The sequence below is a fragment of the Leclercia adecarboxylata genome (genome assembly GCF_023639785.1).
Classification (GTDB): domain Bacteria; phylum Pseudomonadota; class Gammaproteobacteria; order Enterobacterales; family Enterobacteriaceae; genus Enterobacter; species Enterobacter adecarboxylatus_D.
This window is the reverse complement of record NZ_CP098325.1, coordinates 4,053,951-4,069,301: the sequence shown is the minus strand read 5'-3', so window position 1 is coordinate 4,069,301 and position 15,351 is coordinate 4,053,951. Positions and strand designations below refer to the sequence as shown.

Sequence of the window (15,351 nt, the reverse complement as noted above, 5' to 3'; positions counted from 1 at the left end):
AACGATGTCTGAGCAAATAAACCCTTTGTGGAATCTGTTTATTCACGCGGTGCAGGAGGAGGTTAAACCTGCCCTGGGATGTACAGAACCTGTTTCGCTGGCGCTGGCTTGTGCCATCGCGGCTGAACAGTTAACCGGAGAAATTACGCACATTGAGGCATGGGTTTCACCGAATTTAATGAAAAATGGCCTGGGCGTGACGGTGCCAGGTACCGGAATGGTCGGTCTGCCTGTTGCGGCTGCGCTGGGTGCGATTGGTGGCAACCCCCGGGGCGGGCTGGAGGTTTTAAAGGATGCTTCATCCGAGGCGATTACCCGCGCTAAAGCGTTACTGGCGGCAGGAAAGGTGCAGGTAAAACTGCAACAGCCCTGCGACGAAATCCTCTATTCCCGCGCCATTGTTTATGCCGGGGCGGAATCGGCAAGCGTCACCATTGCGGGAGGGCATACGCGGGTCGTGCAGATCGGCTATCAGGGCGAAACCCGCTTTATGCTGGATGAACAACCGCAATGCGCTGACGACGATCCGCTGAAGATGCTGTCGGGCACGTCGCTGTCGCAGATCATGGAGTTCGTTGAGCAGGTTCCATTTTTCGCCATCCGTTTTATCCTGGAAGCCGGGCGACTGAACGACGCGCTCTCCCGCGAGGGATTAACCGGCAAGTGGGGGCTCCATATTGGCGCGACATTGCAAAAACAGCGGGCGCGTGGCTTTATCGACCAGAGTCTGGGCTCGGAAATTATCATCCGCACCAGCGCCGCGTCAGATGCCCGCATGGGCGGTGCGACACTGCCTGCCATGAGCAATTCCGGCTCGGGTAATCAGGGGATCGCTGCAACGATGCCTGTCCTGGTCGTGGCGGAATATCTCAAGGCTGATGAGGAAAAACTGGCGCGGGCGCTGATGCTTTCGCACCTGTCGGCAATCTATATCCATTACCAGCTTCCCCGCCTGTCGGCGTTGTGCGCTGCAACGACCGCAGCCATGGGGGCGGCGGCAGGTATGGCATGGCTACTGGACGGGCGCTATAAGTCTGTCTCGATGGCGATAAGCAGTATGATTGGCGACGTCAGCGGTATGATCTGTGATGGAGCAGCCAACAGCTGTGCTATGAAGGTGTCAACCAGCGTGGCAAGCGCCTGGAAGTCGGTAATGATGGCGCTTGATGATTGCGCCGTGACCGGCAACGAAGGGATAGTTGCGCACGATGTGGAACAGTCCATCGCCAATCTGTGCTCGCTGGCATGCCGTTCGATGCAGGCAACCGATCAACAGATCATTGAGATCATGGCGGAGAAAGCATCCTGAAATCACGGCCTCTCCCTGTAGAAGGAGAGGCCGTCTGTTACACCGGCAAATCAATCAGCAGCGCGCGGAGCGGCGTGTCGGCCACCAGGGTGATATTCGCCTCGTCGCGGATAAACGCCCCATCCCCACAGGTCAGCGCTTCGCGCTCCTCTGCTGGCGTCTGCGCATGAACCGTACCGTGAATAGATTGCAGGTAGGCGCGCGGGCCGTGCAGCTGAAAACTCAGACGCTCCCCTTTATCCAGCTCGATATGATGCAGCCACACCTGCTGACGAAGTTGCAGGCTACCTGAACTGCCATCCGGCGAGGCCAGCAGCTGCTGTTTCGCATCCAGCAGATCGATTTTCTGCAGCAGCGGATTTTCCCGCTCCGGGCAGGCATCCAGCCACAGCTGCAGACGCGTCAGCGTCTTGTCTTTGCTGAGGTTATGTTCGCTATAGCTGATGCCGGGCTGGGTGGCTATCAGCAATGCTTCACCGGCTTTCGCCTGGACATGGTTGCCCTCGCTGTCGCGGTACTCTGCTTCGCCTTCAAGAATCAGGTTCAGGATATCCACTTTCGGATAGGTACGCGGCTGGAACGAGGCCCCCGGCGCGAGCACCTCCTGGTTCAGTACACGCAAAGAGGCATAGCCCAGCAGTTTCGGGTCAAAGTAGTGTCCAAAGGAAAAGGTGTAGCGGGCCTGCAGCCAACCGAAATCGGCTTGTCCGCACTGTTTAGCTGTTCTTGTCGTAATCATAAAACTTGACCTCTCTTTACACTAAAACAATGGTAAAGGTATGGACGCTGCATTGTTAGCCAGATATTCTGCCCGGTATGTTCAAATTTCCTGAATGAGAACGCCATGGCTAAAGAAAGAGCATTGACCCTTGAAGCGCTGCGCGTGATGGACGCCATCGACCGTCGCGGTAGCTTTGCTGCAGCAGCAGATGAACTGGGGCGCGTGCCATCTGCCCTGAGCTACACCATGCAGAAGCTGGAAGAAGAGCTGGACGTGGTGCTCTTTGACCGCTCCGGTCACCGAACAAAATTCACCAACGTCGGGCGAATGCTGCTGGAGCGCGGACGCGTGTTGCTTGAGGCGGCGGATAAACTGACCACCGATGCCGAAGCCCTGGCCCGCGGCTGGGAAACGCACCTGACGCTGGTGACCGAAGCGCTGGTGCCTACCGCGGCGCTCTACCCGCTGGTGGAACGTCTGGCGGATAAAGCCAATACCCAGCTTTCCATTATCACCGAAGTGCTCGCCGGGGCGTGGGAGCGGCTGGAGCAGGGCCGGGCGGATATTGTGATTGCGCCGGACATGCACTTCCGCTCTTCGTCGGAGATCAACTCCCGCAAGCTCTATACCGTGATGAATGTGTATGTCGCCGCACCGGATCACCCGATTCATCAGGAACCCGAGCCGCTGTCTGAAGTGACCCGCGTAAAATACCGCGGCGTGGCGGTGGCCGATACCGCCCGCGAGCGTCCGGTGTTAACCGTTCAGCTGCTTGATAAACAGCCGCGCCTCACCGTCAGTACGCTGGAAGATAAGCGCCAGGCGCTGCTGGCCGGACTGGGCGTGGCCACCATGCCTTATCCGTTTGTCGAAAAAGATATTGCCGAAGGGCGTCTGCGGGTCGTCAGCCCGGAGTACACCAGTGAAGTGGATATCATTATGGCGTGGCGCCGCGACAGCATGGGCGAAGCCAAATCCTGGTGTTTGCGCGAGATCCAGAAGCTGTTCACCCAGAAATAGCATTGCAGGCCCGGCAAGCGCAGCGCTGCCGGGCAATCTGTCATTTGTTTAGCAACGGATCCGGCCCAAAGCGGTTTTCACCTTCCGTACCGCGCTGGCAGTTGAAGATCAGAATGATCACCCAGCCGATGATCGGGATCAGTACCAGCAGCAGCCACCACGCCGTTCGGTCGGTATCATGCAGACGGCGAAAGAGCACGGCCCAAGAGGGCAGCAGCACCAGCAAGCCATACAGGGTGGTCAGAATGCCTTCACCGCCAGCCCGCTCCCAGCCCAGCATCTTGTCGATTAACCCCAGCACACAAATCAGAATGAAGTTCACCAGGGTGAACATCCAGAACTCTTTGCGCCGGGCGCGACCTTTAAACCCAATATAATTTCGCAGAACTTTCAGATACCAGTCCATGTTTATGACCTCAATAGCAATTAATCACTTGTTTTTTAAGCGATCCACTAAAGCATAGACGGGAATAAAGGGGTGTAAAGGGCGCCGGAACAGCGCCCCTGAGGCTTAGCCGAAGCGGACGTCGCGTCCGTGCGGCTCGTTCAGATCCTGCCACGGGCCAATGGAAATAATGCCCGTCGGATTGATGGTTTTGTGGCTGCGATAGTAGTGGTTACGGATGTGGTCAAAATCGACCGTTTCCGCGATCCCTGGCATCTGATAAATGTCGCGCAGGAAACCGTACAGGTTGAGGTAATCGCTGATCCGGTGTTTGTCGCACTTGAAATGGGTGACGTAAACCGGGTCAAAGCGCACCAGCGTGGTCCACAGACGAATATCCGCTTCGGTCAGCTGGTCGCCGGTAAGATAGCGGTGCTGACCCAGGATCTGCTCCAGACGCTCCAGCGACTTAAAGACGTTGGTCACGGCCTCATCATAGGCTTCCTGGCTGGTGGCAAAACCGGCCTTATAGACGCCGTTATTGACGTTGTCGTAGATCCAGCTATTCAGCTCATCAATCTTTTCGCGCAGCGCTGGCGGATAGTAATCGCCCGCCCGGGCACCCTGAGCATCAAACGCGGTGTTAAACATGCGGATGATTTCGGCGGACTCATTGCTGACGATGGTCTGATTTTTCTTGTCCCACAGTACCGGCACGGTAACGCGGCCGGTGTAGTGCGGATCGGCGCGCAGGTAGAGCTGGTAGAGAAAATCATGGTGATAGAGCGAGTCGCCGGTCGCCGCCGGGAAGTCGTCGCCAAAGGTCCAGCCGTTCTCCAGCATCAGTGGATGCACCACCGAAACGGGGATCAGCGATTCCAGCCCCTTCAGGGCGCGGACGATCAGGGTACGGTGCGCCCACGGACAGGCGAGAGAAACATAGAGGTGATAACGATCTTTTTCGGCCGCAAAGCCACCTTCGCCACTCGGGCCCGGCGCGCCGTCGGCGGTGAGCCAGTTACGGAATGCCGAAACAGAACGTTTGAAACGTCCCCCGGTTGATTTGGTGTCATACCAGGTATCCTGCCAGACGCCGTCTACGAGTTGTCCCATTTATTCCTCCTTAGATAGCAAAAGCGAGGAGAGATCTCCTCGCTTTTTGATTCAGTATAGCGTGCTTACCACTTCTTATTCAGGACGCGGTCAATGCTGAACGCACCCGGGCCGGTAATAGCCAGCAGCAGGTAACCGCCTGCGATGGTCAGGTTTTTCATGAACATCAGGGAGTTCACGCCTTCCGCAAAGTTGCTGTGGAACAGGAATGCGGTCAGCAGGGTAAAGCCTGCGGTGAACAGCGTGGTAGTGCGGGTCAGGAAACCGAACAGAATTGCCAGACCACCACCCAGTTCAAGCAGAATGGTTAACGGCAGCAGGAACCCCGGAACGCCCATTGCTTCCATGTACTGCTGCGTACCGGCGTAACCACCGATTTTGCCCCAGCCTGCAGTAATAAACAGGATTGGCATCAGAACGCGCGCTACCAGTACACCAACATCTTCTAATTTTTTCATCTTACTCTCCAGGGAACCACTTGGGCTGTAAATACTCTTTATTGTGCAAAATCGGGCGGATGCCGCGGTCTCGCTGTCGATGGAGAGAATCATAAACGGGGTGAATGCCGATTGTTAGCAAGGAAAACTGTCAATCTTTATCAAAGATATTGAGCAAGGGGAGAGGGAGGTAAAAATAAAGCGCCCTGAGGCGCTTTATTTTGATGGCAGGCCGGACGTCAGTGCGTTTCGGATTTGCGAAGCTGCTGCTGGGTCAGGGTGGTTTTAACCAGCTTCCAGGCGCTCCAGATACCAAAGCCACGGCGCGCCCAGCGGATCAGCCTGTTCGGATGGCGAACCGCCTTCACCGCCAGGATACTGCTGCCCACCAGCGCCCAGGCGCGCAGGTTGAGGAGCATAGTCCATCCGCGATCGTAGCTTTGCGTCGCTTCCAGCCAGTTACGGCTGCCGGCAGAGAGATCAAGCCGTTGCTGCTGGATCTGGCTCAGCAGGAAGGCTTTCTCTCGCTCACGTTCCGATCGGCTTCTGCTCACTTTTTGTCATCCTCCAGCAACGACCGATCGTTGGCCAGTTCCTTACGGGTATGATGTAACAGGGTGGAGCGACGCACTTTACGCATCGTCCATATTCCCCCTATCAGGGCAGCAAGCAGTAGCACCACGGTGGTGCCAATCATCACGTTAAGACGATACTGCGGATCGACTGCCCAGATAATCAATACCATCAGGCTCATCAGGCCAAAGGCGGCGAAGAGCATGGTCAACCCCAGCATCAGTAGCAGCTGGAAGAGGTTCGCTTTCTCTTCTTCCAGTTCAACCACCAGCAGTCGGATACGCGTCTCTGCGATGCCGACAAGTGTGGTTAAAATCCGCTGTCCGATACCGAGGACGTTTTTTGCGGGTCCTTGTGGTTGACGTGAATCTTCCATAATTAGCGTCGCGTAAGCAGCATGCCGATGACAACGCCAACCGCAGCACCGATACCCACGCCGGCCCACGGGTTCTCACGCACGTATTCATCAGCGCGCGCGGCGGCCTCACGGGTCTGTTTCGCCAGCACATCGCTGGTTTCACCCAGACGGTAGCGGCTTTCGTGCAGGGCCTTCTCCGCTTTATGGCGCAGTTTGCTCAGCTCTTCTTTCGACTTGTCGCTTGAGGAGCTCAGCACCTCTTCCAGGGTATCCGCCAGGGACTTCAGTTCAGCGCGTAAATGGTCTGACGTGGTATCTTTTGACATGATTCTCTCCTGTTACGATGTCCATTAAATCAGTAATCGCGAGACTCCAGCGCTTTCAGTTCGTTCTGCGCCTCTTGCAGTTTATGCTCACGTTTGGCAACTTTATCTGCATCGCCCTTCTCTTTTGCTTCCGCCAGATCCTGGCGGCGTTCAGCAATCTCCTCTTTCTGCTCGGCAATCTTGCGCTGATGATCGGCGCGCAGTTTGCTGTCGGAGCAGTTAGCTTTAACTTCGCTCAGAGCTTTTTTCAATCCGTTGATTCTGCTCTGATTGTTATGCTTTTCAGCGTAACTGATCTCGCGTTGGATATCCTGTTCCTTCTCCTGACAAAGAGATGAAGCGAACGATGCTGTGCTCAAAGAAAAAAGGGCGAGGCCCAGGGCGATGCGGTATTTCATTGTTGAAACCTTCCATTGTTTTCGACATAACCTGCGGGAATGTCGATTTCCAGGGTCGTGCGGAGTACGAGTGAGAGGTGCTCCGCGTACTTAAGCATAGTAAGTAAACGGTGATATCACCAAAGTGAGTGAAAAGATTCAGAATAGTGGAAATTTAGCCTAACAGGCGCGAGGTATCACGCAGACGCGTCAGCCAGACAGCCGTCTTATTTTCATCATCCTGTTGGGCAATGATATAGCCATGCGGCAGGCTGCGGTCGAGCACCTTCTTGGCTGCAGCGCTCTCAACGCTGGAGTCGAAGGTGATCAGCAGCACGTCTTTCTGCGGAGTAATACTTTTAAACTGAATACCGTTGGCATCCAGATGATGCCAGATGGAGAACCCATCCGGCATGCTGACGCCCTGATTAACGGCACGGATCGCCAGCGTCGATTCCTGCTTTTGCAGCGCTGACCAGGCCAGCAGCAGCGCGCTGAACATGACCAGCGCGATCATGGCATATGAGAGACGACGCAGTGATGCGTTCGAATTGGCCATTACGTTAGCCCTGACTTCCATGTTTTTTCTTCCAGAGAACAACCAGTGAACCAATCAGCCCGAACACCAGCAGCACAACCGGCAGCAGCATCAGGCAGGACATCAATTGATCTTCATACTTCAGGAACACCGGCGTCTTGCCGAGCAAATACCCAAGCGTGGTGAGGATCAGTACCCACAGCAGGCCGCTCATCCAGTTAAAGAACTGGAAGCGCGCGCTGCTAAGGCCGGAAAGACCGGCAATTGTTGGCAGAAGGGTGCGGACAAAGGCGATAAAGCGGCCGACCAGCAGCGCAGAGAGCCCGTGTTTGTGGAACAGGTGATGCGCCCGCTGGTGATAATGCGCCGGTAAATGCGACAGCCAGTTCTGCACGATGCGCGTATTGCCTAGCCATCGCCCCTGAATATAGCTCAACCAGCAGCCGAGGCTGGCCGCAATAGTCAGCAGCAGCACGGTTTGCGGAAATTGCATTGCCCCTTTTGCACACAGCACACCCACCAGCACCAGCAGACTATCGCCAGGCAGGAAAGCGGCCGGGAGCAGACCGTTTTCAAGAAACAGAATCATAAACAGGACAAAATAGAGCATGCCAATCATGGATGGATTGGCCAGCGTTTCGAAATCCTGAGCCCATAAGGCATTAAGTAGTTGGGTCAAAAGTTCCATTCAGTGTTCCTGAAAATCGGTTAACGACGCACCTGTCAACCGGGTCAAACAGCACGGCGACATTTTTTTATAATTTCATTATGGTCGCTCGCGGACACAGTGTGTGGCCAGAACTGTTCCCTGTTAAGTGGCTAAGTAAGCACTAACTAATAAGCTAAACGGCAAATTGCATCTAATTGTAACAAACGCCAACGGGATCCGTCACAGTATTTGCGTATGCCGACGATAGATTTTGTCTTAACCCGGGGAGAGGACGCGAGGCTATTTACAAAGGCTGACACTCTATATGTTTGCTTACCACCGGCTGCGGAAGGCGCAGCGAAGCGCCTGCCGGAGGAAGAGGGCAACTATTTTGCGTGACTGACGGCGCTATCGAGGTGAACGACGGGATTCTCCGCAAAAAGATAGCGGTCGGCGTTAAATTCGAAGTCGTCACTGGTTTCATTGAACAGCATCTGTTTGGTGTTTTCGAGATGCTGCCACATCGCCAGTTTTGCCGCATGCGGGTCTTTACGAATCAGTGCCTTAAGGATTTGGTCATGATCGTCGCACCAGTTATCCACGGTACGGGAATCAATGTGATCGTGCAGTTTTTTCCAGTACGGGTTATGAACGCGCTGAGTCCACATTTTTTCAACGATTGCTGCCAGGGCCGTATTCTGCGTCGCAAGCGCTACCTGAACGTGGAACTGCAGGTCCCATTCGGAATCGCGGAAGCATTTTTCTTTGCGCGCGTTATCCTGGATCTCCATCAACTTCATGATGTCCTGCTTGGTCACCTGAGTCGCCGCGAACTCGGCGATGTTGCTCTCGATAAGTTGACGAGCCTGGAGCAGCTCAAACGGACCGTAGTTAGCAAATTCCAGATTTTCATCCGGGGCAGGGGAGTGTTTTGCCTGGCTGGAGATCACATGAATGCCGGACCCTTTACGCACTTCAACATAGCCTTCCACTTCCAGCATGATAATGGCCTCACGAACCACGGTGCGGCTTACGCTTTTTTCATCCGCAATAAAGCGCTCGGCAGGTAATTTGTCTCCCACCAGATAAACGCCTTGCTCAATGCGAGTTTTCAGCTCAGCAGCAAGTTGCTGATAAAGACGACGGGGTTCGTTGATTTCCATATGCGCTCCAGGCAGGGTACGGCGAATTATTTGTTATACCACTTTTACCCTTTTGTCTCCAGATTTCGCGCGCAAAAAAGCCGCTCGGGAGCGGCTTTTTGATTGCCCGGCCAAGGGGCTATGTAGGCCGGGTAAGCGCAGCGCCACCCGGCAATAAATCTAGCTTTGAGTCGCTGGCCTTCCGAGTGACTCTTTCTGTAGCTCTTCGGCGGATTTGCTTTTCAGCACCGTCCAGATAAGCACCGCCCCCAGCAGGTCGAAGACAGCCAGTACCGCGAACAGCGGGCTAAAGCCGATGGTGTCAGCCAGCGCACCGACGACCAGCGCAAACAGGGTGCTGGCGGTCCAGGCAGCCATCCCGGTCAGGCCGTTGGCCGTTGCCACTTCGTTACGACCGAAGACGTCAGAGGAGAGGGTAATCAGCGCACCGGACAGAGACTGGTGAGCAAAACCACCGACACACAGCAGGGCAATGGCGATATACGGGCTGGTGAACAGGCCGATCATCCCAGGGCCAATCATCAGCAGGGCGCCCATGGTGACCACCATTTTACGGGAGACAATCAGGTTCACGCCAAACCAGCGCTGGAACAGCGGTGGCAGGTAGCCGCCGACGATACAGCCCAGGTCAGCAAACAGCATTGGCATCCAGGCGAACATGGCGATCTCTTTCAGGTTAAAGCCGTACACTTTAAACATGAACAGCGGGATCCAGGCGTTGAACGTCCCCCACGCTGGCTCTGCCAGGAAACGCGGCAGAGCGATACCCCAGAACTGGCGAGTACCCAGGATCTGCAGAACAGACATTTTCTTGCCGTTATTGGTCTGATGCTGGGATTCCTGGCCGTTGATGATGTAATCGCGTTCTTCGTCAGACAGCTTCTTCTGATCGCGCGGGTGTTTGTAGAAGATGAGCCAGGACATCGCCCAGGCGAAGCTCAGCACGCCGGAGAGAATAAACGCCAGCTGCCAGCTGTGCATCACGATAGCCCACACCACCAGCGGCGGAGCAATCATCGCGCCAATAGAGGAACCCACGTTGAAGTAGCCTACCGCAATGGAGCGCTCTTTCGCCGGGAACCACTCGGAGGCCGCTTTCAGACCCGCCGGGATCATCGCAGCTTCAGCTGCACCGACCGCGCCACGTGCCAGCGCCAGGCCACCCCAGCTGCCTGCCAGCGCGGTTGCGCCGCAGAAGATCGCCCATGTGACGGCGAATACCGCGTAGCCGACTTTGGTGCCCAGGATATCCAGCACGTAGCCCGCTACTGGCTGCATGATGGTATAAGCCGCGGAATAGGCCGCGATGATATAAGAGTATTGTTGCGTGGAGATATGCAGCTCTTCCATCAGCGTTGGCGCAGCCGCCGCTATGGTGTTACGCGTCAGGTAACCCAGCACGGTGCCGAGCGTCACCAGTGCGATCATGTACCAACGTAACCCTTTAATTTTACGCATGTAAAACCTCATCGTTATGTTATTGCCGCACCGGAGTACGGGCATCTCTACGCGGGGCGTGAGATGTTTTTAACGGGAGGGCGTAACCGGAAATACTCCCGGTACGGCCCGAACCTTGCCATAAGTAACGTGCATAATTCGGTATCCTTACCGCTGAGTCCGACGCCTGTGGCACCGGTAATGCATTCCGTCGGCTTATAATTTGCGACGGCAGAACGATAACTTGTCATACAACTTTAAAAGGTGAGTGACATCACAAAAGTGTCAATAATTGTAAGGGCAATATTCTGGCTCTTTCAGGCCAGAGCTGGCGCGGTGTTAAGCGGTGTTTAACACTTTAGATGTAGATTATTTGTCGACGTTTATTGATCTAACTCACGAAAAAATCATCGGCCTCTGGGAATTGGTGTGATAACTTTGCAGCATCTGAACATTGCTTTCTGACGTGCCCGTTAAGAGGATGACGACATGACGCCGTTTATGACTGAAGATTTTCTGTTAGATACTGAATTTGCCCGCCGCCTGTACCATGATTACGCGAAAGACCAGCCGATTTTCGACTACCACTGCCACCTTCCGCCGCAGCAGGTTGCCGAAAATTACCGTTTCAAAAACCTGTATGACATCTGGCTGAAAGGTGATCACTACAAGTGGCGCGCCATGCGCACCAATGGCGTAGCGGAACGCCTGTGTACCGGCGACGCTTCTGACCGTGAAAAATTCGACGCCTGGGCAGCGACCGTGCCGCACACCATCGGTAACCCGCTGTACCACTGGACCCACCTCGAGCTGCGCCGTCCGTTTGGCATTACCGGCAAGCTGCTCTCTCCGTCCACTGCGGATGAGATCTGGAACGAATGCAATGCGCTGCTGGCCCAGGACGAATTCTCTGCCCGCGGCATCATGAAGCAGATGAACGTGAAGATGGTCGGCACCACTGACGATCCGATTGACTCCCTGGAGCATCACGCTGTTGTCGCCAAAGACACCTCTTTTGACGTCAAAGTCCTGCCAAGCTGGCGCCCGGATAAAGCCTTCAACATTGAGCAGGCGACCTTTGCCGACTACATGGCGAAACTGGCCGACGTCTCCGACACCGAGATCCGCCGCTTCAGCGATCTGCAGACTGCGCTGACCAAACGTCTGGACCACTTTGCGGCTCACGGCTGTAAGGTCTCTGACCATGCGCTGGACGTGGTGCTGTTTGCTGACGCCAACGAAGGCGAACTGGACAGCATTCTGGCGCGTCGTCTGGCGGGAGAAAGCCTGAGCGAGCACGAAGTGGCGCAGTTTAAAACCGCGGTACTGGTCTGGCTGGCGGCAGAATATGCCCGTCGCGGCTGGGTGCAGCAGTACCACATCGGCGCGCTGCGCAACAACAACCTGCGTCAGTTTAAGCTGCTGGGTGCCGACGTCGGTTTCGACTCCATCAACGACCGTCCGCTGGCCGAAGAGCTCTCTAAACTGCTGAGCAAACAGAACGAAGAGAATCTGCTGCCAAAAACCATTCTCTACTGCCTGAACCCGCGTGATAACGAAGTGCTGGGCACCATGATCGGCAACTTCCAGGGGGAAGGGATGCCGGGCAAGATGCAGTTCGGTTCCGGCTGGTGGTTCAACGATCAGAAAGACGGCATGGAGCGTCAGATGACGCAGCTGGCGCAGCTCGGTCTGCTGAGCCGCTTTGTCGGGATGCTGACCGACAGCCGCAGCTTCCTTTCCTACACTCGCCATGAATACTTCCGCCGCATTCTGTGCCAGATGATTGGCCGCTGGGTCACCGCGGGCGAAGCGCCGGCCGATATTCAGCTGCTGGGTGAAATGGTGAGAAACATCTGCTTTAACAACGCACGCGACTACTTCGCTATTGAACTGAACTAAGGCCGTCTGAGGTTGATATGCAATACATCAAAATCCATTCGCTGGATAACGTTGCGGTCGCGCTGGCCGACCTGAGCGAAGGGCTGGACGTAACGTTTGATAACCAGACCGTCACGCTGCGCCAGGACCTGGCGCGCGGGCATAAATTTGCCCTGCAGCCCATTGCCAAAGGGGAGAACGTGGTCAAATACGGTCTGCCTATCGGCCATGCGCTGGCGGATATCGCGGCGGGTGAATTCATTCACTCCCACAATACCCGCACCAATCTGAGCGATCTGGATGAGTACAGCTATCAACCTGAGTTGCAGGCTGAGAGCAGCCAGGCGGCAGATCGTGACGTCCAGATCTACCGCCGCGCCAGCGGTGAGGTAGGCATCCGCAACGAACTGTGGATCCTGCCCACCGTCGGCTGCGTCAACGGTATCGCCCGTCAGATCCAGAGCCGTTTCCTGAAAGAGACCAACCAGGCAGAAGGGACCGACGGGGTGTTTCTGTTCAGCCACACCTACGGCTGTTCCCAGCTGGGTGACGACCACATCAACACCCGTACCATGCTGCAAAACATGGTGCGCCACCCGAACGCCGGGGCGGTGCTGGTGATTGGCCTTGGCTGTGAGAACAACCAGGTGGATGCTTTCCGTGAAACGCTGGGTGATTTCGATCCTTCCCGCGTTCACTTTATGGTTTGCCAGCATCAGGACGACGAAGTGGAAGCCGGTCTGGAACACCTGCATCAGCTGTATGAGGCGATGCGCCACGACCAGCGCGAAGCGGGCAAGCTGAGCGAGCTGAAATTTGGTCTGGAGTGCGGCGGCTCTGATGGCCTGTCCGGCATCACCGCTAACCCGATGCTGGGTCAGTTCTCCGATTACGTCATCAGCAACGGCGGTACCACCGTGCTGACCGAAGTGCCGGAGATGTTCGGTGCCGAGCGCATTCTGATGAGCCACTGCCGCGATGAAGCGACCTTTGAAAAAACCGTCACCATGGTGAACGACTTCAAGCAGTACTTTATCGCCCACAACCAGCCGATCTACGAGAACCCATCCCCGGGCAACAAGGCGGGCGGGATCACCACGCTGGAGGAGAAATCCCTCGGTTGTACCCAGAAAGCGGGTGCCAGCCAGGTGGTGGACGTTCTGCGCTACGGTGAGCGGTTGAGCACGCCGGGCCTGAACCTGTTAAGCGCCCCGGGCAACGACGCCGTCGCCACCAGCGCGCTGGCGGGTGCGGGCTGCCATATGGTGTTGTTCAGTACCGGACGCGGTACGCCGTACGGCGGTTTCGTGCCAACGGTGAAAATCGCCACCAACAGCGAGCTGGCGGCGAAGAAAAAGCACTGGATTGATTTCGATGCCGGTCAGCTGATCCACGGCAAAGCGATGCCGCAGCTGCTAACGGAATTCGTGGATGTGATTGTGGATATCGCCAACGGCAAGCAGGCCTGCAACGAGAAAAACGACTTCCGCGAGCTGGCGATCTTTAAGAGTGGTGTGACGCTGTAAGTGTGGTGTCGGGTGGCGCTAACGCTTACCCGACCTACGAACCAAAAGTAGGCCCGGTAAGGCGTAGCCGCCACCGGGCTTTTTTATTAACTACGCAAAGCGTTCTTAGCCAGACGCGCGTCTTCAGCCTGGCAGGCCGCAGCGGTAAACAGCACGTCGGTGGAGGAGTTCAGCGCGGTTTCGCAGGAGTCCTGCAGCACGCCAATGATGAAGCCTACCGCCACAACCTGCATCGCCACTTCATTCGGAATACCGAACATATTACAGGCCAGCGGGATCAGCAGCAGAGAACCGCCCGCCACACCCGATGCACCGCAGGCGCACAGCGACGCCACAACGCTCAGCAGCAGCGCGGTGAGCAGATCGACCGGCACACCCAGAGTATGTACGGCAGCCAGCGTCAGCACGGTGATGGTGATCGCCGCACCCGCCATGTTCACCGTCGCACCCAGCGGGATGGAGACGGAATAGGTATCACGATCCAGGTTCAGCTTTTCGGCCAGCGCCATGTTAACCGGAATGTTCGCCGCGGAGCTGCGGGTGAAGAAGGCGTAGACGCCGCTCTCGCGCAGGCAGGTCAGCACCAGCGGATACGGGTTACGGCGGATCTGCCAGAACACCAGCAGCGGGTTAATCACCAGCGCCACCAGCAGCATGCAGCCTACCAGCACGACCAGCAGCTGGGCATAGCTCCACAGGGTTTCGAACCCGGTCGTCGCCAGGGTGGAAGAGACCAGACCGAAGATACCGATCGGCGCAAAGCGGATCACCACTTTCACCATAAAGGTCACGGCGTTAGAGATGTCATTGACCAGGTTTTTAGTGGTGTCGTTACCGTGGCGCAGGGCAAATCCCAGCCCGACGGCCCACACCAGAATGCCGATGTAGTTGGCGTTCAGCAGCGCGTCAATCGGGTTAGAGACCATGCTCAACAGCAGGCCGCGAAGCACTTCCACGATGCCGGATGGCGGAGTGATATCACCCGCAGCGGAAGTGAGATGCAGCGTGGACGGGAACAGGAAGCTGAAAACGACCGCCGTCAGCGCGGCAGAGAACGTACCCAGCAGATACAGGAACAGAATCGGACGAATGTTGGTTTTTTGTCCTTTCTGGTGGTTAGCAATAGAGGCCATTACCAGCATCAGCACCAGAACTGGTGCCACGGCTTTTAACGCGCCAACGAACAGGGTGCCGAGCAGGCCGGTGGCGATGGCGGCAGGTTTTGAAACCAGCGCCAGTAAAATACCCAGCACCAGACCTACCAGTATTTGTTTAACAAGACTGCCCTGCGCCAGGCGCGCGAGCAGACCAGGAGATTGCGTGGTCATAAAAATTCCTTCAGTGAAATTGCGTTCCGTCCCGGAGATGCTCTGAGGCACTTATATTCCGGTTAGAGGTGTGTGTTTGTCAGGATGAGTATATTGAATGCGCGGAGTCTGGGAAGAGCAAAATGCTGTAATTTACGTACTGCGTCATGTTTTTTAACTGTGCGTTTACATTTTTGCTGAGTGGTTCGCTTAAACCGCTCTGCGAAGGGT

Annotated in this window: 17 protein-coding genes; 4 read left to right on the top strand and 13 right to left on the bottom strand. The window is 55.9% G+C overall.

Features of this window, described 5'->3' with window-relative positions; genetic code table 11:
• Nucleotides 1-4: 4 nt before the first annotated feature.
• Entirely contained in the window at nt 5-1,309 is a 1,305-nt protein-coding gene (locus NB069_RS19155; RefSeq protein WP_250586152.1) for a serine dehydratase subunit alpha family protein, read from the top strand.
• Nucleotides 1,310-1,346: 37 nt separating this feature from the next.
• On the opposite strand, the gene NB069_RS19150 is transcribed toward NB069_RS19155, so the two are convergent.
• A complete protein-coding gene (locus NB069_RS19150) occupies nt 1,347-2,048 on the bottom strand; it encodes a pirin family protein (protein ID WP_039031687.1) in 702 nt (233 codons plus the stop codon).
• Nucleotides 2,049-2,153: 105 nt separating this feature from the next.
• On the opposite strand from NB069_RS19150, the gene NB069_RS19145 reads away from it, so the two are divergent.
• Complete coding sequence (locus NB069_RS19145) at nt 2,154-3,050, top strand: LysR family transcriptional regulator (protein ID WP_039031688.1); 897 nt, start codon at nt 2,154-2,156, stop codon at nt 3,048-3,050.
• A 40-nt stretch (nt 3,051-3,090) separates the two neighbouring features.
• Here NB069_RS19145 and NB069_RS19140 read toward each other — a convergent pair whose 3' ends face one another.
• From NB069_RS19140 to NB069_RS19090, 11 genes are all read right to left on the bottom strand, one after another.
• Entirely contained in the window at nt 3,091-3,456 is a 366-nt protein-coding gene (locus tag NB069_RS19140; protein ID WP_250586150.1) for a DUF805 domain-containing protein, read from the bottom strand.
• 105 nt (nt 3,457-3,561) lie between these two features.
• The gene (locus tag NB069_RS19135; protein ID WP_250586148.1) at nt 3,562-4,548 is read right to left on the bottom strand and encodes a glutathione S-transferase family protein; all 987 of its coding nucleotides are present in this window, start codon (nt 4,546-4,548) and stop codon (nt 3,562-3,564) included.
• A gap of 65 nt (nt 4,549-4,613) precedes the next feature.
• Nucleotides 4,614-5,006, bottom strand: a complete 393-nt coding sequence (locus tag NB069_RS19130) for a DoxX family protein (RefSeq protein ID WP_250586147.1) — start codon at nt 5,004-5,006, stop codon at nt 4,614-4,616.
• 218 nt (nt 5,007-5,224) lie between these two features.
• Nucleotides 5,225-5,539 (bottom strand): YqjK-like family protein, encoded by a 315-nt coding sequence (locus NB069_RS19125; RefSeq protein WP_250586145.1) that lies wholly within the window; start codon nt 5,537-5,539, stop codon nt 5,225-5,227.
• On the bottom strand, nt 5,536-5,934 hold the full coding sequence (locus NB069_RS19120; RefSeq protein ID WP_250586143.1) for a phage holin family protein: 399 nt from the start codon (nt 5,932-5,934) through the stop codon (nt 5,536-5,538). The genes NB069_RS19125 and NB069_RS19120 overlap by 4 nt, the downstream gene beginning before the upstream one ends.
• A 2-nt stretch (nt 5,935-5,936) precedes the next feature.
• Nucleotides 5,937-6,242, bottom strand: a complete 306-nt coding sequence (locus NB069_RS19115) for a DUF883 family protein (RefSeq protein WP_250586141.1) — start codon at nt 6,240-6,242, stop codon at nt 5,937-5,939.
• A gap of 29 nt (nt 6,243-6,271) precedes the next feature.
• Nucleotides 6,272-6,640 carry a DUF1090 domain-containing protein gene (locus NB069_RS19110; RefSeq protein WP_250586139.1) on the bottom strand — a complete coding sequence of 123 codons (369 nt, stop codon included), beginning with the start codon at nt 6,638-6,640 and terminating at the stop codon, nt 6,272-6,274.
• Nucleotides 6,641-6,794: 154 nt separating this feature from the next.
• Nucleotides 6,795-7,178, bottom strand: coding sequence for an EnvZ/OmpR regulon moderator MzrA (gene mzrA / locus NB069_RS19105; RefSeq protein ID WP_250586137.1), 384 nt, complete (start codon nt 7,176-7,178; stop codon nt 6,795-6,797).
• A 4-nt stretch (nt 7,179-7,182) separates the two neighbouring features.
• Nucleotides 7,183-7,845 (bottom strand): DedA family general envelope maintenance protein YqjA, encoded by a 663-nt coding sequence (gene yqjA / locus NB069_RS19100; RefSeq protein WP_039031697.1) that lies wholly within the window; start codon nt 7,843-7,845, stop codon nt 7,183-7,185.
• Between the two features lie 347 nt (nt 7,846-8,192).
• Complete coding sequence (exuR, locus tag NB069_RS19095) at nt 8,193-8,969, bottom strand: transcriptional regulator ExuR (protein ID WP_138370285.1); 777 nt, start codon at nt 8,967-8,969, stop codon at nt 8,193-8,195.
• 159 nt (nt 8,970-9,128) lie between these two features.
• Nucleotides 9,129-10,427, bottom strand: a complete 1,299-nt coding sequence (locus tag NB069_RS19090) for an MFS transporter (RefSeq protein WP_250586135.1) — start codon at nt 10,425-10,427, stop codon at nt 9,129-9,131.
• A gap of 468 nt (nt 10,428-10,895) precedes the next feature.
• Here NB069_RS19090 and uxaC point away from each other — a divergent pair, with 468 nt between their 5' ends.
• Complete coding sequence (uxaC, locus tag NB069_RS19085) at nt 10,896-12,308, top strand: glucuronate isomerase (protein WP_250586133.1); 1,413 nt, start codon at nt 10,896-10,898, stop codon at nt 12,306-12,308.
• Between the two features lie 17 nt (nt 12,309-12,325).
• Nucleotides 12,326-13,813 (top strand): UxaA family hydrolase, encoded by a 1,488-nt coding sequence (locus NB069_RS19080; protein WP_250586131.1) that lies wholly within the window; start codon nt 12,326-12,328, stop codon nt 13,811-13,813.
• 86 nt (nt 13,814-13,899) lie between these two features.
• Here NB069_RS19080 and sstT read toward each other — a convergent pair whose 3' ends face one another.
• A complete protein-coding gene (sstT, locus tag NB069_RS19075) occupies nt 13,900-15,141 on the bottom strand; it encodes a serine/threonine transporter SstT (protein WP_250586129.1) in 1,242 nt (413 codons plus the stop codon).
• Nucleotides 15,142-15,351 lie beyond the last annotated feature (210 nt).